This is a genomic window from Robinsoniella sp. (assembly GCF_034124845.1).
Genome location: NZ_JAWYAJ010000442.1, coordinates 1 through 26,432 on the forward strand (window position 1 = coordinate 1; position 26,432 = coordinate 26,432).

Consider the following 26,432-nt stretch of genomic DNA (forward strand, 5'->3'; position numbering starts at 1 on the left):
GACTTTTTCCTCCTAAATTAGTCACACACTCTAAGGAACCGGATCATATTCACCCTTAGAAAAAGGATTACATCTCAGAATCCTCCAGCAGGTCAAGATGGTTCCCTTAACAGCACCATGTTTTTCAATTGCCTCTAACCCGTACTGTGAACACGTAGGTATATAAGGACAACGGGTGCTTTTTAATGGCGATAAATATTTTCTATATAATTTAATCAAACCGATTAATAATTTTTTCATTTACCATCAATCTTTTCTATATGAAATATATTATGAAGTTTCCCTAAATGCAAAAGCGCGCTCTGGATCTCGGCAAAACCTTTTTCTTTGGCGCTTACCCTCGCAACTACCACAATATCATATCCAGGCGTAAAACCAGATTCATTCAGCCGGTAACTTTCTCTCAGCAATCTGGTTAAACCATGCCTTACTACACTATTGCCAACTTTTTTACTGACCGAAATCCCAAGACGGTTCCCGGATAACTGATTTTCTAAGACATACATTACTAAATATCTGTTCGCAAAAGATTTTCCTTTCCTATATACATATTGGAAATCTTTGTTTTTTTTCAATGATTCTGAAAATACCATAGGCCATCCTTTACCAATCATTTAAAGAGAAGAAAAGGCCACAAATCTGCGGCCTATGCTGATAATTTTTTTCTTCCTTTTGCTCTTCTAGCAGCGATAACTTTTCTTCCGCCTACTGTGCTCATTCTAGCTCTGAATCCGTGAACCTTAGCTCTGGATCTCTTTTTCGGTTGGAATGTCATTTTCATGAGTCTGGCACCTCCTTCTATCTAACCAAATATCTATTAACATAATTGGTAAATTAAATTTTACATGCTTAAAAACATCATTTCAATTATATTCATAAATATGCCGTAAGTCAAGCTATTCCTTTATTTTTTTATATTCTTTACCCTCTTTTTAGTTTTCCACACTTATTTTTTACGGTTTACATAAAGATATCCACAAATTGGGGATAACTTGTGTATAACTTTTTCCAAAAATGTGAAAAACTTTGATTTTAAAGGACATCCCCCGTAAATAAAGCCTGTTTTCTATGTGGATTTGTGGATTTGGTTATTCACAACCTTGTCGAAATTATTGGATGAAAGTGGATAAATATGTTCACAAAGTGTTATTTCAAAAAATTCTGATTGCTAAATTGCTTAATTTAGTTTAGAATTAGATAAGGAAATCTATCTCTAAATGAATGATTGTGGATAACATTTAGCTGCAATCATTTATTGTTGTGTTTTTCTGAGGGTCATCCACACAGTACAAATTTGTATTGTTTTTGGATAAACACCAGAAAATAAGCGGATTTTTACCAATGCGAAAAACGGAAGAATATATTTAAGGAGTCGTTAACATGGACATCATAATAGAAAAATGGGAAGAAATACTGTATACAGTAAAACTAGAACACGAGTTATCGGATGTTTCCTTTAATACCTGGATAAAACCATTAAAGGTCCACATTATAGAAAACAGCACGATTACAATACTGGTTCCATCCGAGCAGATGGGGCTTAATTATATAAGCAAAAAGTATACACTTCCTATTAAAGTAGCGGTCGCCGAGATTACGGGACTGGATTATAATATTGAATTTATTTTACCTGAACAAGCGAAAACGATAGAGAAATCAATGCCGCCTGCCTCTACTTTAAATGAAAATTTGGAAAAAGCAAATTTAAATCCTAAATATACTTTCGACACTTTTGTAGTTGGTGGAAATAACAATTTTGCCCATGCAGCATCACTGGCAGTTGCGGAATCACCCGGCGAAATGTACAACCCCCTCTTTATATATGGAGGTGTTGGTCTTGGAAAAACCCATTTAATGCACTCTATTGCCCACTTTATATTAGAAAGAAATCCGCTGTCCAAGGTATTATACGTAACAAGTGAGTCGTTTACAAATGAATTGATCGAAGCCATTCGTAACGGAAATAATACTGCAATGACAAAATTTCGTGAAAAATACCGGAATATCGACGTCCTGCTCATCGACGATATCCAGTTTATTATAGGAAAAGAATCTACACAGGAAGAATTTTTCCATACCTTTAATGATCTCCACGGATCCAAAAAACAGATTATTATCTCCTCTGATAAACCGCCGAAAGAAATCCAGACTCTGGAAGGAAGGCTCAGATCCCGCTTCGAATGGGGCCTGATTGCCGATATTTCCTCGCCGGATTATGAAACAAGGATGGCGATTCTCCGAAAAAAAGAAGAATTGGACGGCTATCAGATTGATGATGATGTTATTAAATACATTGCCACAAATATCAAGTCCAATATCCGTGAGCTGGAAGGCGCCCTGAACAAATTAATGGCTTTCAGCAATTTGGAAAAACGTGAAATTACGGTAGGACTGGCGGAAGAAGCCTTAAAAGATATCATTTCTCCGGATGAAAACCGAGAAATTACGCCGGAGCTGATCATTGATATCGTTGCGGAGCATTTTCATTTGCGTCCGGAAGACTTAAAAGGCAACAAACGTAACTCAGAAATCGTATTTCCACGACAGATTGCCATGTTCCTTTGCCGGGAAATGACAGAAACTCCATTGAAAACCATTGGAAATATCATGGGCAAGAAGGATCATACCACCATCATTCACGGTTGTAAAAATATCACCAATGAGATGGCAAAATCCGATAACGTCCGTAATACGGTTGAAATCATTAAGAAAAAAATTAATCCAAATTGAGGTGCATGACCCAATTTGCACACCTTAATTTCATAATAGAAAATATGGGTATTGGCAGTAGATTTTCCCCCTTTAAAACAATCCACACGATTTTGTTGAAAACCAGCCTCAAATGTGTGTATAATAATCATTTTTAAGGGGCTCTGTTGATAACCTGATTTTTATACTTTAATTTCAGAGACTTTTTCACATACTTATTAATTTACGGGAGGCTTATACACACGGGCCTCTTCAGACTTATTCACAAACTAACAGCCCCTAAGGTTAAGACTACTGATTCTCTTAATAATTTATTATATAGCGGGCTCGAAAGGAGTTACCCACATTATGAAGATTGTCTGCTCAAAATCAGATTTATTAAAAAGCGTTAACATTGTTATGAAAGCTGTTCCTTCTAAAACAACAATGCCAATACTGGAATGTATCTTAATCGATGCTTCCACCAATGAAATTAAGTTAACTTCTAATGATATGGAACTTGGAATTGAAACAAAAGTGACCGGTGAGATCTTAGATAAAGGTATTATTGCCCTGGATGCAAAGATTTTTTCTGAAATTATTCGAAAATTACCGGAAAATGATATTGTGATAGAAACAGATGCGAAGTTACAGGCCACCATTACCTGTGAAAAAGCGAAGTTTAATATATCCGGAAAATCCGGGGAGGACTTTTCGTATCTTCCATATGTAGAAAAAAATGATTCCATCTCCCTGTCCCAGTTTACTTTGAAAGAAGTAATTCGTCAGACGATTTTTTCGATTGCGGCAAATGAAAATAATAAAATGATGACCGGGGAATTATTTGAAATCAATGAAAATGAACTGAAAGTTGTGTCATTAGATGGTCATCGAATATCAATTCGGAAAATCGAATTAAAGGATACTTACGGTCATAAGAAAGTTGTCGTTCCTGGAAAGACACTCACGGAAGTGAGTAAGATTTTATCAGGAGAAGTAGAGGATGAGGTACGCCTGTTCTTCACGAATAACCATATTGTATTTGAGTTTGACCAGACGACAGTTGTTTCCCGTCTGATTGAAGGAGAGTACTTCCGCATAGAGCAGATGCTTTCCAGCGATTACGAAACTAAGGTTGAGATAAACAAAAAAGAATTGCTTGATTGTATCGATCGTGCTACTCTTCTTGTAAAGGAAAGTGACAAGAAACCGATTATCATTCAGATCATCGATGGGTCGATGGAATTGAAGATCAATTCCCAGATCGGATCCATGGATGAAGAAATTGATATTACGAAAGAGGGGAAGGATATTCTCATTGGATTTAACCCCAGATTCTTAATTGATTCACTTCGTGTCATTGATGATGAGAGTGTGACTCTGTATCTGGTGAATCCCAAGGCACCCTGCTTTATTAAAGACGAGAAAGAAACCTATATCTATTTGATTCTTCCGGTTAATTTTACGGTATAGAGGAAAGGGCATCATGGAAACGATTAAGTTAAGAGAAGAGTATATTAAATTAGGCCAGGCTTTAAAGGCAGCCGGACTGGTAGATTCCGGAGTGGTTGCAAAAGTAGTGATCCAGGACGGACTGGTGAAGGTGAATGGCGAAGTGGAATACCAGAGAGGGAAAAAGCTCCATGAAAATGATGTAGTGGACTTCGATGGCGAAACGATAAAAATTGTTAAATAGTTGGTGCTGACATGATTATTGAATCTATTAAACTTGAGAAATTTAGAAATTATAATTCCCTAAAATTAAAGTTTGATAGTGGTACGAATATTTTCTATGGTGATAATGCGCAGGGCAAGACGAACATTTTAGAAGCAGTGTATCTCTGTGGGACTACCAAATCCCACAAGGGAAGCAAAGACCGGGAAATTATTCAGTTTCATGAAGATGAATCCCATATCCGTATGAGGCTGAACAAAAACGGAAGTGCTTATAAGATTGACATGCATCTGAAGAAGAACAGGACCAAGGGGATTGCCATCAACGGCATTCCGATCCGGAAAGCCAGTGAGCTCTTCGGTATTGTGAACCTGGTATTTTTCTCACCGGAGGATCTTAATATTATTAAAAACGGTCCTTCTGAGAGAAGGCGTTTTATTGACATGGAGCTATGTCAGTTAAATAAATTATATTTGTTTCAGTTATCAAATTATAATAAAATAGTGAATCAGAGAAATAAACTGCTTAAAGATATTGCGTTTCATCCGGAATACCTGGATACCCTGGATATCTGGGATCAGCAGATGGTTCAATACGGCTGCAGGGTAATTGAGGAACGCCGGTTATTTGTTGAACGGCTTAATGGCATCATTGCAGGTATCCACAAAAAGCTTTCGGGGGACCGGGAGGAATTAATTGTGGATTATGAGAAGAACGTTTCGGCTGAATCCTTTGAAGAACAGCTTAGGAAAAGCAGGGATAAGGATCTGAAGATGCGGATGACCATGACCGGACCCCACAGAGATGATCTGTGTTTTAAAATCCAGGATGTGGATATCCGGAAATTTGGTTCCCAGGGCCAGCAGAGGACGGCGGCTTTATCATTGAAGCTGGCTGAAATTGAACTGGTAAAGCAGGAAATCAAAGATACACCGATTTTATTGCTGGATGATGTCCTGTCTGAACTGGACAGTAACAGGCAACACTATCTGTTAGACAGCATTCACGATATACAAACATTGATCACCTGTACGGGGATTGATGATTTTATAGAGAATCAATTTAAGATTAATAAAGTATTTCATGTGGTGGACGGTATCGTCTATGAATAACATGTGAAAATACTCAGCAGCGAAAACAGGAGGATTCTTATGGATACAGAATTAAATGCAGAATATGGCGCAGATCAAATACAAATTTTAGAGGGGTTGGAAGCAGTCAGAAAAAGACCCGGTATGTACATTGGAAGTACATCTATCCGCGGACTGCACCACCTTGTGTATGAAATTGTAGATAATGCAGTGGATGAAGCACTGGCAGGATACTGCGACACAATTCAGGTGACCATTAATAAAGACAATTCCATAACGGTAATCGATAATGGCCGCGGTATCCCGGTAGGAATCAATCATAAATCAGGACTTCCGGCAGTAGAAGTAGTATTTACGATTCTTCATGCCGGCGGTAAATTCGGCGGCGGCGGCTATAAAGTATCCGGTGGTCTTCACGGGGTAGGTGCGTCTGTCGTGAATGCTTTGTCGGAAAACCTGGAAGTAACCATCTATAGCGAAGGTAAGATCTACAGACAGCGTTATGAAAGAGGAAAAGTTGTCTATAAACTGAAAGTGATCGGAGAATGTGATCCGGAGAAAACAGGTACCATGGTTACCTTCCTTCCGGATAAAGAAATCTTCGAAGAAACAGTTTATGATTTTAATACTTTAAAACAACGGCTTCGTGAAATGGCATTTCTCACCAAGAATATAAAAATTATTTTAAGAGATGAGAGAAATGAAGAGCCGGTGGAGAAAGTATTCCACTACGAAGGCGGTATTAAGGAGTTTGTTACTTACCTCAACAAAGGGAAAAATCCGCTCTATCCGGATATTATTTACTGTGAAGGTACCAGAGACGATGTATACGTAGAAGTTGCAATGCAGCATAATGACGGGTATACGGAAGGTGCATACAGTTTCGTAAATAACATTACAACGCCGGAAGGCGGTACCCATCTGACCGGGTTTAAAAGTGCTCTGACCAAGACATTTAACGATTATGCCAGAACCAACAAGCTGATTAAAGAAAGTGAGTCTTTGGTTGGGGAAGATATCAGAGAAGGTATCACGGCGATTATCAGTATTAAAATTGGGGATCCTCAGTTCGAAGGACAGACCAAACAAAAACTGGGCAACAGTGAGGCGCGTGGTGCCGTTGATAATGTGGTTTCTGAACAGCTTATGATTTATCTGGAACAGCATCCTCAGATTGCAAAGATGATTCTGGAAAAATCAATCATGGCACAAAGAGCCAGGGACGCGGCAAGAAAAGCCAGAGATCTGACCAGAAGAAAATCGGCACTTGACGGAATGTCTCTTCCAGGTAAGCTGGCTGACTGTTCGGATAAGGATCCGAAAAACTGTGAAATATACATCGTTGAGGGAGATTCTGCGGGTGGTTCAGCTAAGACAGCCAGAAGCAGAAGCACCCAGGCGATACTGCCCCTCCGTGGAAAAATATTAAATGTGGAAAAGGCGAGACTGGATAAAATCTATGCAAATGCTGAGATTAAAGCAATGATTACAGCGTTTGGAACAGGTATCCACGATGACTTTGATCTATCAAAGCTGAGATACCATAAGATTATTATTATGACGGATGCCGACGTTGACGGCGCCCATATCAGTACGTTATTATTGACCTTTATGTATCGTTTTATGCCTGATTTAATTAAAGAGGGACATGTGTATCTGGCACAGCCGCCTCTCTATAAGCTGGAGAAAAACAAAAAAGTGTGGTATGCTTACAGCGATGAAGAATTGAATACAATTTTAGCTGAAGTCGGAAGAGATCAGAGTAATAAGATACAGCGTTACAAAGGTCTTGGAGAGATGGATGCGGAACAGCTCTGGGAGACAACCATGGATCCTGAGAGCAGAGTGCTGCTTCGTGTAACGATGGATGAAGAAGCATCATCGGAGCTGGACCTTACTTTTACCACCTTAATGGGTGACCAGGTAGAGCCGCGCCGTGAATTCATTGAAGAAAATGCTAAGTTTGTAGAAAATCTGGACATTTAGGAGGAGAAAGTCGTTGGAAGACAATATTTTTGATAAGGTACACGAAGTCGATCTAAAGAAAACAATGGAGAAATCCTATATCGACTATGCCATGAGCGTTATTGCTGCCCGTGCTCTTCCTGATGTAAGAGACGGTTTAAAGCCGGTTCAGCGTAGAGTTCTGTATTCTATGATCGAATTAAATAATGGTCCTGACAAGCCGCATAGAAAATGTGCGCGTATTGTCGGTGATACCATGGGTAAGTATCACCCTCATGGTGACAGCTCTATCTATGGGGCACTTGTTAATATGGCACAGGAATGGTCTACCCGTTATCCGCTGGTTGACGGACATGGAAACTTTGGTTCTGTGGACGGTGACGGCGCGGCTGCCATGCGTTATACAGAAGCACGTCTCAGCAAGATTTCCATGGAAATGCTGGCTGATATCAATAAAAACACAGTAGATTTCGTACCCAACTTTGACGAGACAGAGAGAGAACCTGCGGTTCTTCCGGCAAGATATCCCAACCTTCTGGTTAACGGAACTTCCGGTATTGCCGTTGGTATGGCTACCAATATCCCGCCCCACAATCTGAAAGAGATCGTAAATGCAGTAATCAAAATGATTGACAACCGCATTGAAGAGAGCCGGGATACGGAAATTGATGAAATTCTGGAAATTGTAAAAGGTCCTGACTTTCCTACCGGTGCCCAGATTCTGGGTACAAAGGGAATAGAAGAGGCTTACCGTACCGGACGTGGTAAAATACGTGTGCGTGCAGTTACGGATATTGAAACCATGCCCAATGGAAAAAGCAGAATCATTGTCAGCGAACTTCCTTACATGGTTAATAAAGCCAGACTGATCGAGAAAATAGCGGATCTGGTAAGAGATAAAAAAGTTGACGGTATCACGAATATAACCGATGAATCAAACCGGGAAGGTATGCGTATTAACATTGAGCTTCGCCGTGATGTGAATGCTAATGTGCTGTTAAATCAGTTATACAAGCATACACAGCTTCAGGATACGTTTGGTGTTATTATGCTGGCACTTGTCAATAATGAGCCAAAGGTTATGAATATTCTTCAGATGCTGCATTATTATATTCAGCACCAGGAAGAAGTTGTGACCAGAAGAACCCAGTATGAATTGAATAAGGCAGAAGAGCGCGCCCATATTTTACAGGGATTGCTGATTGCTCTTGACAATATTGATGAGGTCATCCGTATTATCCGTGCATCAAAGAATGCTCAGATTGCAAAAGAAGGATTAATTGAGCGTTTTGGACTGTCAGATGTACAGGCACAGGCAATCGTAGACATGAGGCTGCGTGCACTGACCGGTCTGGAAAGAGAAAAGCTGGAAAATGAATTTAAGGAATTGATGGAACGGATCACTTACTTAAAATCTATTCTGGCGGACAGAAACCTCCTGCTTGGCGTTATCCGTGAGGAAATTATTATCATCCGGGATAAATTTGGAGATGAGAGAAGGACTTCAATTGGATTTGACGAATTTGATATCTCCATGGAAGACTTGATTCCAAGATCAAACGTTGTGATAGCAATGACCAAACTGGGGTATATTAAACGTATGACAATCGATAACTTTAAGAGCCAGAACAGAGGCGGAAAAGGAATTAAGGGAATGCAGACCATTGATGATGACTACATCGAAGATCTGCTGATGACTTCCACCCACCACTATCTGATGTTCTTTACCAATACCGGAAAAGTATACAGGCTGAAAGCTTATGAAATTCCGGAATCCAGCAGGACGGCAAGAGGAACGGCTATTATAAACCTTCTGCAGCTATCACCTGGTGAAAAGATTACGGCTATGATCCCGATTAAGGAATATAAAGCTGGCAGATACCTGTTTATGGCAACGAAGAACGGTATCGTGAAGAAGACGCCGATTCGGGATTATGCAAATGTCAGAAAAACCGGACTGGCTGCAATCAGCCTTCGTGAAGAAGATGAACTGATTGAAGTTAAGACAACCAATAACGAAAAAGATATCATACTCGTTACGAAATACGGACAGTGTATCCGTTTCCACGAGACCGATGTAAGAAGCACCGGAAGAACCTCTATGGGTGTAATCGGTATGAGTCTGTCCCACGGGGATGAAGTAATTGGAATGCAGTTGAATACACAGGGTGAATACCTGCTGATTGTTTCCGAAAAAGGAATGGGCAAGCTGACCCATATGAATGAATTTACGGCACAGAACAGAGGCGGTAAAGGCGTGAAGTGCTATAAAATCATGGAGAAAACCGGAAATGTAATCGGTGTGAAGGCAGTTAATAAAGAAAATGAAATCATGATAATCAGTACGGAAGGTATTGTAATCCGTATGATGTGCGGAGATATTTCTGTTCTGGGACGTGTCACTTCCGGCGTGAGGCTGATTAACATGGATGTGGATAATGACATTATGGTTGCCAGCATTGCAAAAGTAAGGGAAAGTTCCAATCAGACGGAAGAAGATATGTTAAAATCACTGGAAGAAGAATTACTGGAAGAGGAATCTTCCGATGGTGAGGCTGAAACATCAGATGAGGCTGATTCCATAGAAGTAAATGAAGCAGCTGACGCATCCATCGACAGTCTGGTAGAGCGTGCACTGGAAGAAAAGGAAAAAGAAGAACAGGAATCTCTGGATAACAGTTCTGAAACGGATTTACAGGATGGGCAGGACGAGTAATCGGTATTACTCTTTTCAGGTAATTGGAGGCACATTATGAATATACGCAGATTGCTTGCAGTCTGGAGTGCAAAGTTTATTGGATTTGCATGCAGGTTGACCGGAAAACAGGGAGTTACGCTGGCAGGGCAGATAGCCCTGAGGCTGGATCCTAAGATATTGACAGAGCTGGCAGGAGAGGTAAGGGAAAAAGTATTTGTTGTCTGTGGAACCAATGGGAAAACTACAACCAATAACCTGCTCTGCTCTGCCATTGAGGCAGAAAAGAAAAAAGTAGTCTGCAATCATACGGGCTCAAATATGTTAAATGGTGTAGTCTCTGCATTTGTACTGTCTGCTGGAATGAACGGACATTTGGATGCTGACTACGCCTGCATTGAAATTGATGAAGCGTCCACAGTACGGATTTTACCGCATTTTAAACCGGATTATATGGTGCTCACTAATCTGTTTCGGGACCAGCTGGACCGGTATGGGGAAATAGATATTACTATGAACCTGTTAAAGAAGGCCATGCATATGGCACCGGACATGACCGTTATTGTGAATGCAGATGACGCTCTGTCAGCATATCTGGCAATGGACAGCGGCAATTCCTATGTCACATACGGTATCAGTGAACAGGTATTTGAAGAATCCAGCGTCAATGAGATCAGAGAAGGAAGATTCTGTAAAAATTGCGGGGAGAAGCTGGTTTACCACTTTTATCATTATAGCCAGCTGGGAGATTATGAATGTCCCTCCTGCGGCTTTAAACGGCCGGATCCGGATTTTGATGCCTCCAATATCTATGCAGGCGGTAAGCTGGCTTTTGACGTGGAGGGCAGGCATATTACTGCTAACTACAGAGGGTTCTATAACATCTACAATATTTTAGCCGCGTATACGGCCGCCAGAACCGCAGGAATGGATTTAAAACACTTCAATGATGTCTTATATAGGTTCAACCCTCAAAATGGCCGTATGGAGCAATTTGAGATCAATGGAACCCATATCATGCTGAACCTGGCGAAGAACCCGGCAGGGTTTAACCAGAATATTTCAGCAGTGATGGAAGACGATACGAAAAAAGATGTGATTATTCTGATTAATGACAATGATCAGGACGGCATCGATATCTCCTGGCTTTGGGATGTGGATTTTGACCGGTTTAAGGATGCAAATGTCAATTCCATTACCGTCAGCGGAATCCGCTGCCAGGATATGAGGCTGAGGCTGAAATACGTGGATATACCGTCTGTTTTGGAACCGGATGTAGAAAAAGCGATTCAGGAACGCATCCAAAACGGGACAGGCAATCTGTATGTGCTGGTAAATTATACGGCTCTTTACAGTACCCACAATATTTTAAAGAAGCTGGAACAGGGATAGGGCGGAGGAAAGCATGAAGATCATTATTGGACATTTATATCCGGATTTGTTGAATCTCTATGGGGACAGAGGTAATATCCAATGCATGATGAAGCGCTGTGAATGGCGTGGAATTGAAGCAGAGACAATCGAATATCAGCTTGAGGATGAGATTGACTTTTCCAAGCTGGACATTGTCCTTCTGGGCGGAGGCTCGGACCGGGAACAGATGCTGGTATGTGAAAAGCTGAAAACCATCCGGGGCGACTTTAGAAATTATGTGGAGGATAACGGCGTAGTAATTGCAATTTGCGGCGGATACCAGCTTCTGGGCAATTATTATATGACAGATGCCGGCAATATAGAGGGGCTTGGACTGGTAAACCTGCATACAGAGCAGGGAAAGGACCGCCTGATCCAGAATATTGTGATAAAAAGTGAATTGTTCGATACGCCAATTGTGGGATTTGAAAATCACGGGGGCAGGACATTTATTAATAAAAACAAGCCTCTTGGAAAAGTGCTTTATGGTTCCGGGAACAATGGTGAGACTGGATATGAAGGTGTGATCTACAAAAATGTGATCGGAACCTACCTGCATGGCCCGCTGCTGCCGAAGAACCCCCAGCTTTGTGACTACCTTCTGTCCAAGGCACTGGAACGCAGATATGGGGAAAACGTGGAGCTTGAGCCTTTGGATGACCGGCAGGAATTGGAAGCAAATCAGTATATTGTAAACAGGTTTGCAAAAAGAGGAAATTCATAGATAGCTATTGGGACAGGATTGTGAAAACAATCCTGTTTTTTCTTTGTTTTATTACTTTTTGTTTGACTTTCTGTTGTTTTTAATCTATAATTAATAAAAATATTTTAAAATTGATGTAATCAGCATCAGGAATAGGAGAGGGTAAAATGTTAGCAAACTTAAATGATGTATTGTATCCGGCAAAAAAGGGCAAATATGCAGTTGGTTTGTTCAATGCAGTTACGCTGGAGTTGGCCAGGGGGATTATTGCAGCGGCTGAAGAGACAGAATCTCCGGTTATTATGGGGACCGCAGAGGTTTTGCTTCCTTACGGTCCGATGGAAGAGTTGTCTTATTTTTTAATTCCAATGGCTAAAAAGGCAAAAGTGCCGGTTGTCATTCATTTTGATCATGGACTGACAAAAGATGCCTGCCTGAAAGCGTTAGATCTGGGGTTCTCTTCGATTATGTATGACTGCTCTACGGACAGTTATGAGGAAAACATAGAAAAAGTAAGAGAGATGGCTGATATTGCCCACTCTTATGGTGCAACAATTGAAGGGGAATTAGGACATGTGGGAGATAATGAGGGATCTCATGAAGGAAGCTCTCATATGGATGATCCGAGTAAATTCTATACAGATCCGGCACAGGCAAAAGACTTTGTAGATAAAACAGGGGTAGATGCACTGGCAATTGCCGTAGGAACGGCACACGGTGCCTACAAGCTGCCTCCAAAACTGGATTTTGACCGTATTAAAACAATTGCCCATACCATTGACGTTCCTCTGGTACTGCATGGCGGTTCGGGACTGAAGGATGAAGATTTTAAGAAAGCAATAAACTGCGGTATCAGCAAGGTTAATATATTTACGGATATTAATATTGCAGCTGTGGAAGCAGAATTCCGTGCATTTGAGTATATGGAAAAAGGGATCATAGACCTGGTGCCTGCAGCAGTGCAGGCAGTGAAGATGGAAGTCCGAAATAAAATGGAATTATTCGGCTCCGTGGGACAGGTCTATGGCAATAAGCCGGATATTCATGCGCTTATTGAACAGGTAGTGAAAGAAGTAATGGCGCAGTATCATAAATAAGCAGTATCTAAATAAATGGAACAATCATTCCAGTAAAGATCTCACAAGAGAGACACAGGCGGATATTTCAGAGTAACAATCCTCCAGATGTGTCTCTCTTTCTATGGTGTAAAAACCACTATATGAAACGCTTTTTAATGTTTTTATCCATTTTGGTATATTTACGGAACCTTTACCCAGCGGCATTTCCAAAAAATAGTCGCTTAGCCGGAAGTCCTCAATGCCGCCCTCGGCAAAATAATTGTAAATAAATGCAGGATCTGCCTGTTTCAGCATGATTCCATCCTTTACATGTACGTGCACGATTTTATCATGTACCCGGAGAACTCCGGTGCAGGGGTCATCCCCTGTAACCATGACCAGGTTGGCAGGATCATAGTTTATGGCAATATGAGAGCAGTTTATTTCTGTTAGAAAAGAGTTTAACGTTTGAATGGTTTCCGACCCTGTTTCCAGTGCAATTTTTATCTGATGGGTTTCCCCAAGTTCATTCAGGCGTTTACAGGCATCTGCAAGTGTATGCCAGGTATTATTTTTTTCATTTGGAATCACGCCTAAGTGCGTGGTGATTATGGAACAGTCCAGTTCTTGGGTCCACTGCATAATTCTTTTGGTCTTTTCTATACGCTCCGGATTATCGGATTCTTTTGCAAATCCATGCCCACCCAGGTCTGCACATATGGCACTGACGGTTAAACCGCAATTTAGCAGATGTTTGCAGATGTCCAGCTTTTCTCTTGTACTCAGTCTGTCGCAGTCTGATATGCCGGATCCCCCGTAAAACTGTACACCGTCCGCCCCGCATTTTCCAGCAAGTGAAATTGACGATAAAATGTCTGTGTGAAACGATTCCAGCATAACGCCGATTTGATTCATAGAAACCTCCTTTTCTGATTGGATCTCATAAGCAATTGTTTTGTTTTCTTTCAGGCAGCAGTTACCAGTTTTTTAGTGACAGTGCATATTCTGAAGGTGTAATTCCGGTTATCTCCTTAAAACGTCTGGAAAAGTAATAGATATTGTCAAATCCGGTCTTTTCAGCAATCTGTGTAAACGTATAATTACTCTCCTGAATCAGCCTTTTTGCTTCGCCGATCCGTATTCTTGTCAGATAAGTAATGACGGAATATCCCGTTTGTTCTTTAAAAATTCTTTTTAGCTGGGAGATGCTGATTCCGGCAGTTTCAGCCAACTGGTTTAATGTTAATTTCTGGTGGTATTTTGTTTCTAGCAGTGTACTGATTTGTTTTACGGTGGCTGCATGGTTTAGCAGTTCATTTGAACGAATACAGCGCTCTCGGATGCCAATGCTGTCATCGTGCCTGTGAATGCAGATAATAAGCTGTTCCAGGCTGGTTTTTAGCAGCTGGTCACTGCCAAAGGGAGTGTTTTCCTTTTTCTTCATGTTAATATTGGGAGGAGCTTTCTCAAATGATTCATAAGAAAGTTCCGATTCTTTTACCACATTGTGCAGACATTGCTTTTCATTTTGGTTTAGAAAAAGTATCTTATGACGGAAGGTTTCCATACAGGGGCTTTCGCATACAAAGGATACTACAATGACATTGGAGCCGCCATGTCCTGTTTCCTGAAATTTATGAAATTCTCCGGGCTGGTGAAAAGCAAGTTCGCCAGCTTTCAGTAAATAACGTCTTTCGCCGGCTGTAATCACAAGTTCTCCCTGATCAGCATAGATAAATTCCCAGAAATTATGGCTTTCTCCGGAAAATAAAAAGTTTTTCGGAAGTTTATAGTATGAGATATTGATAAGAGCCGAAATAGATACTACAGTTTTTAGTTCGTATTTGTTATATTGTACCAACAAATCCCTCTTTTCTGCATGGTCTGAGCCAATCGTATAAAAACAGTGACGTTTATGGTAAGGTATATTTTTAAAAATGATTTATAATTAGGTTTATAAGAATTATATACGGATTTCGAGCAGATGTAAACAGGAAAGATAAGATTCAGGAAAGGAGAATATTAATTTGAAGAAATCAATTAGTATCTGGTCATTTCAGGAAAGTGATGTACGAAAATGTATCAGGCTTGCATCGGAGGCAGGGTTTGAGGGAATTGAGCTGGCACTTGATCGTACCGGAAATGTAGCAGTGGATACATCCGAAGAAGAGCTTTTTCTCATAAGAAAAGAAGCGGAGACTTGCGGAATACAGATTCACAGTGTAGCCAGCGGGTTGTATTGGGATTATTCATTTACTGCCAATGAAGAAGAAGAGAGGAACAAGGCATATGAGACAGCTGTCTGCCAGATTCGAACGGCTAAGATTCTGGGGGCGGATTCTGTTTTAATTATTCCAGGAGCGGTAGGGGTGGATTTTATTAAGGGAAGAGAAGTAATTCCCTATGATACTGCTTATGAAAGGGCTATTTCAGCATTTCATAAGCTGAAAAAAACAGCGGAGGAGTATGAGATTCAGGTAGGTATTGAAAATGTGTGGAATAAATTCCTGGTATCCCCGCTGGAAATGAAAACATTTCTGGATCAGATAGACAGCCCCTTTGTAGGAGCCTATTTTGATGTGGGAAATGTGGTATATAACGGATATCCGGAACATTGGATTAAGATACTTGGTCAAAGAATAAAAAAGGTTCACTTTAAGGATTACAGAAGAGAAGCAGGAGGTCTGTGTGGATTTGTAGATCTGCTTGCAGGGGATGTAGACTGGAAAGCAGTTATGGAAGCATTTGAAGCAGCAGGCTATGACGGATGGTGTACTGCGGAAATGCTGCCGCCGTATAGCCAGTACAGCGATCAGATTATTTATAATACCTCTGCTTCTATGGAGCGGATATTCAGAAAGGAGTAGTTTATGTTAAGGATTGGTTTAATAGGTGCAGGATATATGGGAAGTATGCACGCAGCGTGTTATCAGGCACTGGTGGGAGAAGGAGTAACCGTTGCAGCCGTAGCTGATATACGGGAGGAGTATGCGGTAAAGGCAGCAGAAGCTTTTCAGGCTAAGGTATACGAAGACGGGATGGAATTAATTGATCATGCAGAGGTGGATGCCATTGATATCTGCCTGCCTACCTATCTGCATGCCAGATTTGCTGCTGCTGCGATGAAAAAAGGACGGGCTGTGTTTATTGAAAAGCCGGTATGCATGAAAAAAGAAGAGATGGATTTTTTGTTAAAAACAGAAGAAGAGACAAAGGTCCCGGTTATGGTCGGGCAGTGTATCCGTCTGTGGAGTGAGTATGCGTGGCTAAAAGACGCTGTAACCAGTAAAGTATATGGAAAAGTATGTTCTGCCGTTTTTAAGAGAGTTAGTCCGGCACCAACCTGGGCATGGAATGGATGGCTGCAAAAAGCAGAATGCAGCGGGACGGTAGCTATGGACATGCATATACACGATGTGGATTATGTAAGATACCTGCTGGGGGAACCAAAGGATATACAGGCAACTGTATCCAGAGACAGAAAAGGGATGATACAGCAGATCTTTGCTGCCTATGATTATGGAAATCTGCCGGTGACCATTGAGGCATGCTGGGATTATCCGGAGGCATTCCCATTTGAAATGTATTACCGTATAAAATTAGAGGAGGCTACGATTGTATTTTCTTCTTCTGCCAGCCCTTCTCTGGTTGTTTATCCAAATGCAGGAGGGAGAATAGTTCCGGAGCTTGAAAAAGAGTTTGAAAGTGAAAATGATATAGGGGGAAATGTTTCCTCTCTTGGGGGGTATTACAATGAACTTAAGTATTTTACAGACCGGATTCAAGTGTCTGAGCCGCTGACTATAGCTACTTTGTCTGAGTCTGTAAAATCGGTGGAACTTGTTTTGAAAGAAATAGAAAAAGCCGGAGGGATGATTGCAAATGGATAAATCATATGGGGTAGCCCTGATTGGCTGCGGACATATGGGAGAGGCTCATATCAGCAATATTTATTATAAGACTAATGTAAGGATGGAGTATGTCTGCGATCTGGACAGGAAGCGGGCGGAGTTGTTCCGGAAAAAGTATGGGGCACGTCTGACCAGTACCGATCCTTTAGAGTGTATAAAGGATAAGAATGTAGATATTGTGATAATTGCAACTTATCCAAGCACTCATTTAGAATTGCTTACTATCTGCCTTAAAAATTATAAGCATGTTCTTTGTGAGAAGCCAATTGCAGGAAATCGTGAGGAAGGTAAGGCATTTTTGCGCCTGGTAAAAGAACATCCGGACTGCAAAGTGTTAGTTGGACACATTCTGCGTCATAATGACACTTATCAGAAAGTGGCACATATGATTCAGAATGGTGCAATAGGAAAGCCCATTGCTTTTCGCATGGTGCAGAACCATCACACCATGAATTGGGAAAAGTACAAACGAATGCTTGCTGAGGCATCTCCGCTTTTGGATTGCGGAGTGCATTATGTTGATATTATTAAATGGTTTACCGGATCGGATGTGAAGAAAGTAGCAGCCTCCGGTGCCAGAACAGAGCCGGATCTTCCTGAGGGGAGCTTCAACTTTGGCATGATGATCATGGAGTTATGCGATGGGTCTGTGGGGTATTACGAAGCAGGCTGGAGCAATACCCTGTCTGCAGATAACCTGAAGGAGTTCTCGGGACCCAGGGGCAGTATCCGAATTATTTACAGAAAGGACAGGCAGACTCACCAGGAAGAAGGGGATCTGATTGAATACTACAAGTATCCGGAAAAAGTTTATGAAATGATTAATGTCCAGAGCCAGAGAAAGCCAACGGGTCGTCAATTTGACCATCTGGTCCAAATGATTGAGACCGGGTGTGATGCTGTGCCTGACATAAATGAGGTATATGAAAGTTTTGAGATATGCCTAAACGCCCAGGAACAGGTTACAGGGAAATATACATAACTGCAGGGGAGCAGCGAAAACAGCCAGCACAGATAAATGTTCTGATTGTTTCCGCTGCTTTTTATCATCTTACAATTCCCTTCCCATGATTTTAAATAAGTATTTTGTATTATATTTTAGCTTTTTAAAGTGTTGAAAATATATATTAAAAATGATTTATAATATAAAGTAAAATATGTTATAGTAGTGTTAAAATCTAATGTTTAATAACAATACATGGTTAAAATGTGTATAAAAATGGAAAATATTAAATATAAATTGGACGATACGACGGAATGATATTATAAAATTATTTTAAAAATATATTGACAATAGACAAAATATAGAATATTATATAAAAATAAGATACAGGTAAGGCATCATAAATAAAAATGATTTAATAAGTATGAGACAGGAGGAACTAAGATGAATGTTTTGGCGGTGGGGTGCCATCCGGATGATCTGGAGATTGCTTGTGGCGGTACACTTGCAAAATATGTGGATCAGGGCGCAGATGTGTATATGTGCCATGCAGCAAACGGGAATATGGGACATGTGGAAATTTTACCGGAGCCACTGGCAAAGCTTCGCGCGGTGGAATCAGAATGTGCCGGAGAAGTTTTGGGAGTGAAAAAAGTATTTAATCTGGATATTGGAGATATATTGGTAAACCGGTTTGATTATGAAGCGGTGGATGCTCTTGCAGATGTTGTGAGATTTGTAAAACCGGATGTAATTATAACCCATAATGATATGGATTATATGCAGGATCATATTGAGACAAGCAGACTGGTATTTAACAGCAGTTTTATTGCAACACTGGCACATAAATCCGTAAAGTATGCGGCGTTTAATGAATTTGTGCCAATTTATTTTATGGATACACTGGCGGGGGTAGATTTTATACCAACGCATTATGTAGATGTTACCAAACAGATAGACAGAAAGTTACAGGCTCTTGCATGCCACGAATCTCAGATTAAGTGGATGATGGAACACGATGGAATCGACTTTCTGGATATGGTGAGGACCTGCTCCAGATACAGGGGGTATCAGTGCGGGGTTACATATGCAGAGGGGTATCGGCCGTGTACCGTTTATCCAAGGATGACGACAAAACAGTTATTGCCATAATAAACGTTTACGGCAAAACATAAGCAAAAACCATGTAATGGAAGAAAGGACAGGATATTATGAAAATTAATTTTAACGAAACAGTTGGGGGAAGTTTATTAGAAGGATTTTATCCAAAGGGATGGGATATGGAGAAGATTGATAAGTGCTGCAGCCATAACTCAAAGGATATTTCAGTGAGACAGGATTTTTGGAATCCGGATTTTCATATTGCAGCTTGTAAATCGGTGGAAGAATTCAATGTGAAGCTTGGACATGAAATTGCACTGGAGATCAGGGAATCAAATGAAAAGGGACAGACCCTTGCACTTATTTTACCGGTTGGACCTATGGGAATGTATGAGTGGATTGTATATTACCTGAAGAGATGGAATGTTTCCTGCGACCACCTGTACTGCTTTAATATGGATGAATGGGCAGATAAAGATGGAAATACACTGGACAGCACAGATCCGGGTTCCTTCCAATATGCTATGGAACATGCATTTTATAATCCCCTGGGAGAGTTAACAGTACCGGAATCCCATCGGAATTTTGCAACCAGTGATAGCCTTCCTGCCTATCCGGAGAAAATTAAAAGACTGAAAGAACAGGGAGCAAGGCTTGTTACTGTATATGGTATCGGAAGAATGTGCCATATTGCTTTCTGGGAACCGCATTTTGCAGCAGAGTTTGAAACGGATGATGCATGGAAAGAGCAGTGTTACAGAAAAGGTGCATTGCTGCATCCGCTTACAATTGAGCAGAATGCATTAACCAGCTTTAAGAGCCGAACGACTCTGGTACCCTGTACCGCTAATACCATTGGACCTGGATTGTTCCTGCAGTCGGACCGTATGATCGGGGGGGCAGATGGTGCATTTTCCAGGGGAATGCAATGGCAGGGTATGTCTCTGTGGATGACATTGCGTTATGGACCAACAAGATGGGTTACTTCTTCTTATATTCCAACTGTTCCCGGTACACTTCTTTATTTGGAGGAATTAGCAGGACCATTGGCAGCAGAATGTAATTAAGGAGGTTATATATGGGTGCAAAAAGTAACACACATGGAAAAAATCTAATGGAAATGCTGGCAAAATTCTCAAAAGACTATATGTCTCTGGTTGCTATTCTCTTAATAGGGATTGTATTTTCCATTGCTTCGCCTTATTTCTTCAGCGGTTCAAACTTTGCAAATATTCTGCTGCAGTCTTCTACCGTAGGAATTGTTGCGATTGGGCAGGCACTTTTAATGATTACCGGACAGGTGGACTTGTCCCTTGGGTATAATGTCTGTCTGACGGGTTGTGTATTTGCTTATACAATGAAATATTTAAGCTTTAATCCATATCTGGCTATCATAGTTGCGTTAATATTAGGATTTGCAATTGGTGCAGCAAACGGTGTACTGGTAGCTTACTGCAGACTCCCGGCATTTATTGCTACACTGGGACTTCAGAATGTTTGTAAGGGGCTTGCAAAAATTATCACAAACGCAACACCAATTGCCAATTTACCAAATGAGATTTCTTTTATAGGAAGAGGATATATTGCAGCAATACCCATCTGTGTTGTAATTATGATTTTACTTTATATACTGTTTTCGTTTATTATGCGTAAGACAAAGTTTGGAAGAAATGTATACGCAGTAGGAGGCGGTACAGAAGCAGCGTTCTACTCGGGCATTAATACAAAGATGATTATATTTTTATCATTTGCCATAGCAGGGCTTTTGGCAGCTGTTTCCGGGGTAGTGCTTACCAGCAGGCTGAATTCTGCGGCCATTACCAATGGTAACCTCTATGAATTTGATGCATACATATCTGCGGCCATTGGAGGGGTCAGTCTGGCAGGTGGAAAAGGAAAGATTATTGGAGCAATGTTTGGTTCCATTTTCCTGATTACATTTTTCAACGGGATGACAATGTTGAATGTGGATCCATTCTGGCAGGATGTACTGAAGGGCGTTGTGTTGATTATTGCCATAGGCCTGGATGTATTCCGTAACAGGAGAAAGCATTAATATTCCCGGAAGGAGAGGGTTTACATTGAAAGATATCATACTGGAATTAAAACATATTACGCAGGAATTTCCAGGAGTAAAAGCCCTGGACGATGTCAGCTTTGAGATTGAAAGAGGTAAAATCCATGCTCTTGTAGGAGAAAATGGGGCAGGAAAATCTACATTAATCAAAGTGCTGGCTGGAATTAATGTTCATTATAAGGGAGAGGTTATTTTTGAGGGAAAGGAGTTTGCCGTAAAAAATCCTTATGCAGCAAAGGAATATGGAATCAGTGTAGTTCATCAGGAGTTGAAACTGGCAGAGACGCTGACCGTTGCAGAAAACATATTCCTTGGACGTCTTAAGATGGATAAGGGAATGGTAGACTGGTCAGGCATGAAGAAACGTGCAAGACAAATGCTGGATGACCTGGGGGTAGATCTGGATGAAAATGAGACGATTGATAACCTTTCGGTTGCAAAAAAGCAGATTGTGGAAATCTGTAAAGCAATGAATTATGACTGTAAAGTTCTGGTTATGGATGAACCGTCTGCCGTACTGACGGATAAAGAATTGGATATTCTCTTTGAAATTATTGACAAACTGGTTAAGAAGGGCGTTACCATTATTTATATCTCTCATAAGATGGATGAAATATTCAATATCTGCCAGAATGTTACGGTTTTAAGAGATGGAAAACATATTAAGACCATGCCGTTGGAAGGTGTAAAAAGGCAGGAGCTGATCAGTCTGATGGTAGGCAGGGATATGGGAATGGAGTATCCAAAAGAGATTATTAAAATCGGAGAACCAATCCTGGAAGTAGACCATCTGACAAGGGTAGGTGTATTCAGGGATGTATCCTTTAAGCTTAAAAAAGGCGAAGTACTTGGGGTATCAGGTCTGGTTGGATCGGGAAGAACCGAAATTATGAAGGCTATTTTGGGAATTGACAAGGCGACTTCTGGAACTGTAACCTTTAAGGGAAGAAAGATCGTGAACCGAAACTTTAAAGAAGCAATCCAACGTGGGTTTGGACTGGTTCCGGAAGATCGTAAGAAACAGGGGCTGGTACAGATTTTCGCTGTAAGTGAAAATATCTGTATGGTAAATCGAAATAGTGTAATTGAAAAGGGACTGATCAGAAACAGGCTGGTGAAAAAGATTTCCCACGAATATGTAAAAAAGCTTAACGTATCTACACCGGAGATCAGTACGGAAGTACAGTATCTGAGCGGTGGTAATCAACAGAAAGTAGTAATAGCCAAATGGCTGCTGCAGGACAGTGAAATTATTATATTGGATGAACCTACAAGAGGTATTGATGTAGGTGCCAAATCTGAGATTTACAGGTTGATTAATCAGCTTGTGAAGAGTGGAAAGAGCGTGATTATGATTTCCTCAGAATTACCGGAAATCATTGGTATGAGTGATAGGGTAATCATTATTCACGAGGGCAGACTCGTGGGAGAGCTGTCCAGGGAAGAACTTTCCCAGGAAAAAATTATGTCACTATGTGTTTAGCTGTTCTGTAACCAGGAAGAACGGCAATCAAAGGGTCCGGACAGATCACGAAATCAATAAACTGCCGGAGGGGTTTTAAACCAAGGAGGAAAACTATGAGTAGAATGATGAAGAAGGTAATGGCTTTATTATGTACAGCTTCCATAAGCGCTGCAATGCTTGCTGGATGCAGTAGCGGTAGTGAAACTCAGACAACCAAGGCTACGGAAGGTGCAGCAAAGGAGACAACAGCGGAAGCAGGAGAAACAAAGGCGGAGACTCAGAAAGAAACTGCCAAAGCTGCTGATAGCGGAGAGAAAAAAAGAATTGGAATCAGCCTGGTATACAAAGGAGATGAATGGTGTGCAGCTGTAGACCAGGAATTTAATAAGCAGGCTTCCGATTTCGGTTATGAGGTAAATATTCAGGATGGTAATCTGGATAATGAGACACAGGTTAAACAGATAGAAAATTTTATTACCCAGCAGTATGACCTGATTGCGGTTGACCCGGCAAGCCCGGAAGGAATTATACCGGCACTGGAAAAAGCTACGCAGGCTGGTATTCCCATTGTAGTATTTGATTCCGCTACAACTTATGAGGATATTGTATCCTATGTATCATGGGACAGCTATGAGACAGGTACTTTAATCGGTGAATATCTCCATGGATTAATTGAAAAGGACTATGGCGGAAAAGCTAATATAGCAGTTTTAACCATGGCAAGCCCGGTTAATATCGCAGATAGAATCAAAGGTGTGAAGGATGCTTTAAAAGATCTGGATATTACCTATGTAGCAGAACAGGAATATGAAGGAAACCGGGAAAAGGCAGCTAATATTATTACTAATATTAAGGAAAATATTGACTTTGTAGTCTCTGGTCAGGACAATGGCGCATGGGGAGCAGTTTCAGCTTTACAGGCATTGAATAATACAACTACTAAATGTTATTCTATGGGTGCTTACGGTACAGAACCATTTGATGCATTAAAAGCAAATGATTCAAATTATCAGGGGACGGTAGCGGTATCACCAAGCAAACTGGTAAAGGCAACTTATCAAGTTATGGATGACTATTTTGCAGGAAAGACAGATATTCCAAAGGTTGTTAATATTGACCTGGATTTGGTAACTACGGATAACATTAATGAGTATCTGAGTAAATAGTATTTGTAAGGCTCTTTATCTGTACATCGGTTAAAGAGCCTTACCTGTTTTTTGAAGGCAAAATTCAGGATACCCTGTGAGTATGAAAGGAGCAAAGATGAAGGATATAGTTAGATGGGGGATTGTAGGTGCAGGAGGTATTGCAAGAAGAAGGACGATTCCGGCAATTAATGAGATACCAAACGCATCCATTCAGGCAGTAATGGATACAAATACCAATGGTATGATTGATTTGATGAAAGAGTATGATATACCGGATGTATACGGAAATATTGATGATATGCTGAGAAATGCAGATATTGATGCGGTGTATATTGCTTCTCCGGTGTTATTTCACAAAGAGCAGGCAATTAAAATATTAGAGGCTGGAAAACACCTGTTGATTGAAAAGCCTCTTGGAATTAATGCGCCAGCTGCAAAAGAGATTATGGAATGTGCCAGGCAGAAAAATGTATGTGCCGGAGTGGCTATGGTTATGCGTTTTCATGAAGGCCATCAAAAGATCAGGGAGATGATTAAGCAGAAGGAGCTGGGAGAGATCGTTTCCTGCAGAGGGCAGCTGACATGCTGGTTTCCGCCGATGGAAGGTAACTGGCGGCAAAATCCTGCGGTTTCCGGGGGCGGTGCACTGATGGATATGGGAATCCACTGCATTGATCTTATGAAATACCTGTTGGATGACAGAGCAGAAAAAACAGTGGGAGTTATTGAAAATAAAAGCTTTTCTTATGCAGTAGAAGACTCAGCTTCCGTAATTTTAAAAATGAAAAAAGGAGCAACCTGCTACATAGATGCGTACTTTAATATACCGGACCAGGCGGCGAAGTGTTTCCTTGAGATTTACGGTACAAAGGGAAGTATTATTGCAAATGGTACAATTGGACAGGACGGCTGCGGGGATATAAAAGTCTGCATTGAGCAGGAAGATAAGGGGTATGAGAGCAGCCAGGTTCGAAACCAGCAGGCTGAAGCAGTGACTCTTAAGTTTGATGAAATAAATATGTACGCAAAGCAGCTGAGTGAGTTTTCAGAGTGTATACAGAAGGGGGAAGAACCAAGGACAACCATGGAAGATGCTTATGACACCATGAGAATCATTGATGCTGTTTACCAGTCATCAAAAGAAGAGAGGATGATATATCTTTAAAAGCCCCAGATCGTGTTTGTTTATTACCGCGGGCAACGAGCCAAACGGCACGCTGGCGCGTCCATTTGGCGACTGCCGCGAGGGTTGCTGAACGTCCAGTGGACGTTCGTTTAGCAACGACCGGAGCGGAAGTAAAGGGATGTATTGTGCTATTAAATAGTAAGGTTGCCGGTAAATAGCTGGTCTAATACAACACAAACAGAGCCGTAAAGAGGGCTGTTTTCTTCAAATTTTGTTTTATGAAGGGTAATGGTGCGGTTGTTGCGGAAGATACTGATCTGATTCAGGGTATATGCAATGGAAGCCAGTATTTCATCCGGAAAATAAACTGCTGAGTGGCCGAATACAACTGTGCTGATATCTATGATATTAATCAGGTTATTCAGTGCATAGGCAAGCTGATCAGATATATTTTGCAGAATAGAGTATGCCTTTACGGAAGTGGTACAGTATTCCATGGTATCTTTAAAAGTCGCCAATTTAGTACCGCAAGCATCATTAATTCGCTGAATAATAACAGGTGCACTTGCATACAGCTCCAGACAACCACGGTTGCCGCAATTGCATTTTGGGCCTTTGAAATCAATGGTTGTATGTCCTAGTTCTCCACAGGATCCGGTGAGGTTATTTAACAGTTGCTTGTTCGATACAATCGCCGAAGCTATTCCATTTGTAATTCCAATATACAGAAAATTTTCTTTTTGCTGTCCAATACCATAATACATTTCACAAAGTGCAGCTGCCTGCATATCATTTTTCACATAAACTGGGATATTAAATCTGGAAGACATATAACTTTTAATGTCCATTTCTTTAATATCAAAGAAGTTTGTTACATTTTTAATTACACCGTGTATGGTATCTACTACTCCGATGGTGGAGATGCCAATACCAAGTACGGGACGCTCCGTAAGGTGAAGGAGATATTCCGCCAGACGGTAGGTTTTCTCTAGGATGGATTCAGAAGTTTCGTTTTCCTCAAAATCTTCCTGTTTGGCAGCTACCAGTTTCAAACTCAGATCACTTAAAATACCAAAGAGAAAGTCTTTTGAAATCCAGATTCCCGCAACCACAGGTGAAGTAGGAGAAATTGTAAGGATCTTTGGAGTTCGCCCCAGGTTCTTAGAATCGGAGGAAGCCTCTGATTCTACAATGATATTTTGCTGTAAAAGCTCTGAAGTAATATTGGTCAGTGTCATGGAAGTCAGCTTTGAGCGCTGTGCGAGACTGTTGCGTGTGGTCCCGTTTCCGGTGGCTATCAACTGTAATATTAAAGCGCGGTTATATTCTTTTACGCCAATTAAGTTTAATCCTGATTTTTTCATAACGTTTTA

The 26,432-nt window shown here is 40.9% G+C and carries 24 protein-coding genes; 18 read left to right on the forward strand and 6 right to left on the reverse strand.

The window, feature by feature from the left end; all coding sequences use genetic code 11:
* Positions 1–30: 30 nt before the first annotated feature.
* The 3 genes from yidD to rpmH are packed head-to-tail and all read right to left on the reverse strand — an operon-like array spanning position 31 to position 781.
* Positions 31–240 (reverse strand): membrane protein insertion efficiency factor YidD, encoded by a 210-nt coding sequence (yidD, locus tag ACH2DQ_RS21775; protein WP_395028310.1) that lies wholly within the window; start codon positions 238–240, stop codon positions 31–33.
* Positions 237–593, reverse strand: coding sequence for a ribonuclease P protein component (gene rnpA / locus ACH2DQ_RS21780; RefSeq protein WP_394912926.1), 357 nt, complete (start codon positions 591–593; stop codon positions 237–239). Before rnpA ends, yidD begins: the two co-directional genes overlap by 4 nt.
* Before the next feature lie 53 nt (positions 594–646).
* Positions 647–781, reverse strand: coding sequence for a 50S ribosomal protein L34 (rpmH, locus tag ACH2DQ_RS21785; RefSeq protein WP_027295399.1), 135 nt, complete (start codon positions 779–781; stop codon positions 647–649).
* A 599-nt stretch (positions 782–1,380) separates the two neighbouring features.
* On the opposite strand from rpmH, the gene dnaA reads away from it, so the two are divergent.
* The 9 genes from dnaA to ACH2DQ_RS21830 all read left to right on the forward strand — a co-directional run bounded on the left by dnaA (position 1,381) and on the right by ACH2DQ_RS21830 (position 13,327).
* The gene (gene dnaA / locus ACH2DQ_RS21790; RefSeq protein WP_394912925.1) at positions 1,381–2,730 is read left to right on the forward strand and encodes a chromosomal replication initiator protein DnaA; all 1,350 of its coding nucleotides are present in this window, start codon (positions 1,381–1,383) and stop codon (positions 2,728–2,730) included.
* 327 nt (positions 2,731–3,057) lie between these two features.
* Entirely contained in the window at positions 3,058–4,161 is a 1,104-nt protein-coding gene (dnaN, locus tag ACH2DQ_RS21795) for a DNA polymerase III subunit beta (protein ID WP_394912924.1), read from the forward strand.
* A gap of 13 nt (positions 4,162–4,174) precedes the next feature.
* A complete protein-coding gene (locus ACH2DQ_RS21800; protein WP_394912923.1) occupies positions 4,175–4,384 on the forward strand; it encodes an RNA-binding S4 domain-containing protein in 210 nt (69 codons plus the stop codon).
* A gap of 11 nt (positions 4,385–4,395) precedes the next feature.
* Positions 4,396–5,475: a DNA replication/repair protein RecF gene (gene recF, locus ACH2DQ_RS21805; protein WP_394912922.1), complete on the forward strand. Its 1,080-nt coding sequence runs from the start codon at positions 4,396–4,398 to the stop codon at positions 5,473–5,475.
* 39 nt (positions 5,476–5,514) lie between these two features.
* Positions 5,515–7,440 carry a DNA topoisomerase (ATP-hydrolyzing) subunit B gene (gene gyrB / locus ACH2DQ_RS21810; protein WP_394912921.1) on the forward strand — a complete coding sequence of 642 codons (1,926 nt, stop codon included), beginning with the start codon at positions 5,515–5,517 and terminating at the stop codon, positions 7,438–7,440.
* A gap of 13 nt (positions 7,441–7,453) precedes the next feature.
* On the forward strand, positions 7,454–10,135 hold the full coding sequence (gene gyrA / locus ACH2DQ_RS21815) for a DNA gyrase subunit A (RefSeq protein WP_394912920.1): 2,682 nt from the start codon (positions 7,454–7,456) through the stop codon (positions 10,133–10,135).
* Positions 10,136–10,171: 36 nt separating this feature from the next.
* The gene (locus tag ACH2DQ_RS21820) at positions 10,172–11,506 is read left to right on the forward strand and encodes a MurT ligase domain-containing protein (protein ID WP_394912919.1); all 1,335 of its coding nucleotides are present in this window, start codon (positions 10,172–10,174) and stop codon (positions 11,504–11,506) included.
* 13 nt (positions 11,507–11,519) lie between these two features.
* Positions 11,520–12,251, forward strand: coding sequence for a type 1 glutamine amidotransferase (locus ACH2DQ_RS21825; protein WP_394912918.1), 732 nt, complete (start codon positions 11,520–11,522; stop codon positions 12,249–12,251).
* A 146-nt stretch (positions 12,252–12,397) separates the two neighbouring features.
* Complete coding sequence (locus ACH2DQ_RS21830; RefSeq protein WP_394912917.1) at positions 12,398–13,327, forward strand: ketose-bisphosphate aldolase; 930 nt, start codon at positions 12,398–12,400, stop codon at positions 13,325–13,327.
* A 24-nt stretch (positions 13,328–13,351) separates the two neighbouring features.
* Here ACH2DQ_RS21830 and ACH2DQ_RS21835 read toward each other — a convergent pair whose 3' ends face one another.
* Together ACH2DQ_RS21835 and ACH2DQ_RS21840 are read right to left on the reverse strand one after the other, a co-directional pair.
* Positions 13,352–14,203 (reverse strand): sugar phosphate isomerase/epimerase family protein, encoded by an 852-nt coding sequence (locus ACH2DQ_RS21835; protein ID WP_394912916.1) that lies wholly within the window; start codon positions 14,201–14,203, stop codon positions 13,352–13,354.
* A 61-nt stretch (positions 14,204–14,264) separates the two neighbouring features.
* Positions 14,265–15,149, reverse strand: a complete 885-nt coding sequence (locus tag ACH2DQ_RS21840) for a helix-turn-helix domain-containing protein (RefSeq protein ID WP_394912915.1) — start codon at positions 15,147–15,149, stop codon at positions 14,265–14,267.
* Between the two features lie 166 nt (positions 15,150–15,315).
* Here ACH2DQ_RS21840 and ACH2DQ_RS21845 point away from each other — a divergent pair, with 166 nt between their 5' ends.
* The 9 genes from ACH2DQ_RS21845 to ACH2DQ_RS21885 all read left to right on the forward strand — a co-directional run bounded on the left by ACH2DQ_RS21845 (position 15,316) and on the right by ACH2DQ_RS21885 (position 25,098).
* Positions 15,316–16,155: a sugar phosphate isomerase/epimerase family protein gene (locus ACH2DQ_RS21845; protein WP_394912914.1), complete on the forward strand. Its 840-nt coding sequence runs from the start codon at positions 15,316–15,318 to the stop codon at positions 16,153–16,155.
* Between the two features lie 3 nt (positions 16,156–16,158).
* Complete coding sequence (locus ACH2DQ_RS21850) at positions 16,159–17,178, forward strand: Gfo/Idh/MocA family protein (RefSeq protein ID WP_394912913.1); 1,020 nt, start codon at positions 16,159–16,161, stop codon at positions 17,176–17,178.
* The gene (locus tag ACH2DQ_RS21855; protein WP_394912912.1) at positions 17,171–18,181 is read left to right on the forward strand and encodes a Gfo/Idh/MocA family protein; all 1,011 of its coding nucleotides are present in this window, start codon (positions 17,171–17,173) and stop codon (positions 18,179–18,181) included. Before ACH2DQ_RS21850 ends, ACH2DQ_RS21855 begins: the two co-directional genes overlap by 8 nt.
* Before the next feature lie 405 nt (positions 18,182–18,586).
* Positions 18,587–19,294 carry a PIG-L deacetylase family protein gene (locus tag ACH2DQ_RS21860; RefSeq protein ID WP_395028317.1) on the forward strand — a complete coding sequence of 236 codons (708 nt, stop codon included), beginning with the start codon at positions 18,587–18,589 and terminating at the stop codon, positions 19,292–19,294.
* A 59-nt stretch (positions 19,295–19,353) separates the two neighbouring features.
* Complete coding sequence (locus ACH2DQ_RS21865) at positions 19,354–20,310, forward strand: 6-phosphogluconolactonase (RefSeq protein ID WP_394912910.1); 957 nt, start codon at positions 19,354–19,356, stop codon at positions 20,308–20,310.
* 11 nt (positions 20,311–20,321) lie between these two features.
* Positions 20,322–21,299 (forward strand): ABC transporter permease, encoded by a 978-nt coding sequence (locus tag ACH2DQ_RS21870; RefSeq protein WP_394912909.1) that lies wholly within the window; start codon positions 20,322–20,324, stop codon positions 21,297–21,299.
* Between the two features lie 25 nt (positions 21,300–21,324).
* Positions 21,325–22,803 carry a sugar ABC transporter ATP-binding protein gene (locus ACH2DQ_RS21875; protein WP_394912908.1) on the forward strand — a complete coding sequence of 493 codons (1,479 nt, stop codon included), beginning with the start codon at positions 21,325–21,327 and terminating at the stop codon, positions 22,801–22,803.
* A gap of 95 nt (positions 22,804–22,898) precedes the next feature.
* Entirely contained in the window at positions 22,899–23,951 is a 1,053-nt protein-coding gene (locus ACH2DQ_RS21880; RefSeq protein ID WP_394912907.1) for a substrate-binding domain-containing protein, read from the forward strand.
* A 97-nt stretch (positions 23,952–24,048) separates the two neighbouring features.
* Positions 24,049–25,098, forward strand: a complete 1,050-nt coding sequence (locus tag ACH2DQ_RS21885) for a Gfo/Idh/MocA family protein (protein ID WP_394912906.1) — start codon at positions 24,049–24,051, stop codon at positions 25,096–25,098.
* A 152-nt stretch (positions 25,099–25,250) separates the two neighbouring features.
* Here ACH2DQ_RS21885 and ACH2DQ_RS21890 read toward each other — a convergent pair whose 3' ends face one another.
* A complete protein-coding gene (locus ACH2DQ_RS21890; protein ID WP_394912905.1) occupies positions 25,251–26,423 on the reverse strand; it encodes an ROK family protein in 1,173 nt (390 codons plus the stop codon).
* Between the last annotated feature and the right edge of the window lie 9 nt (positions 26,424–26,432).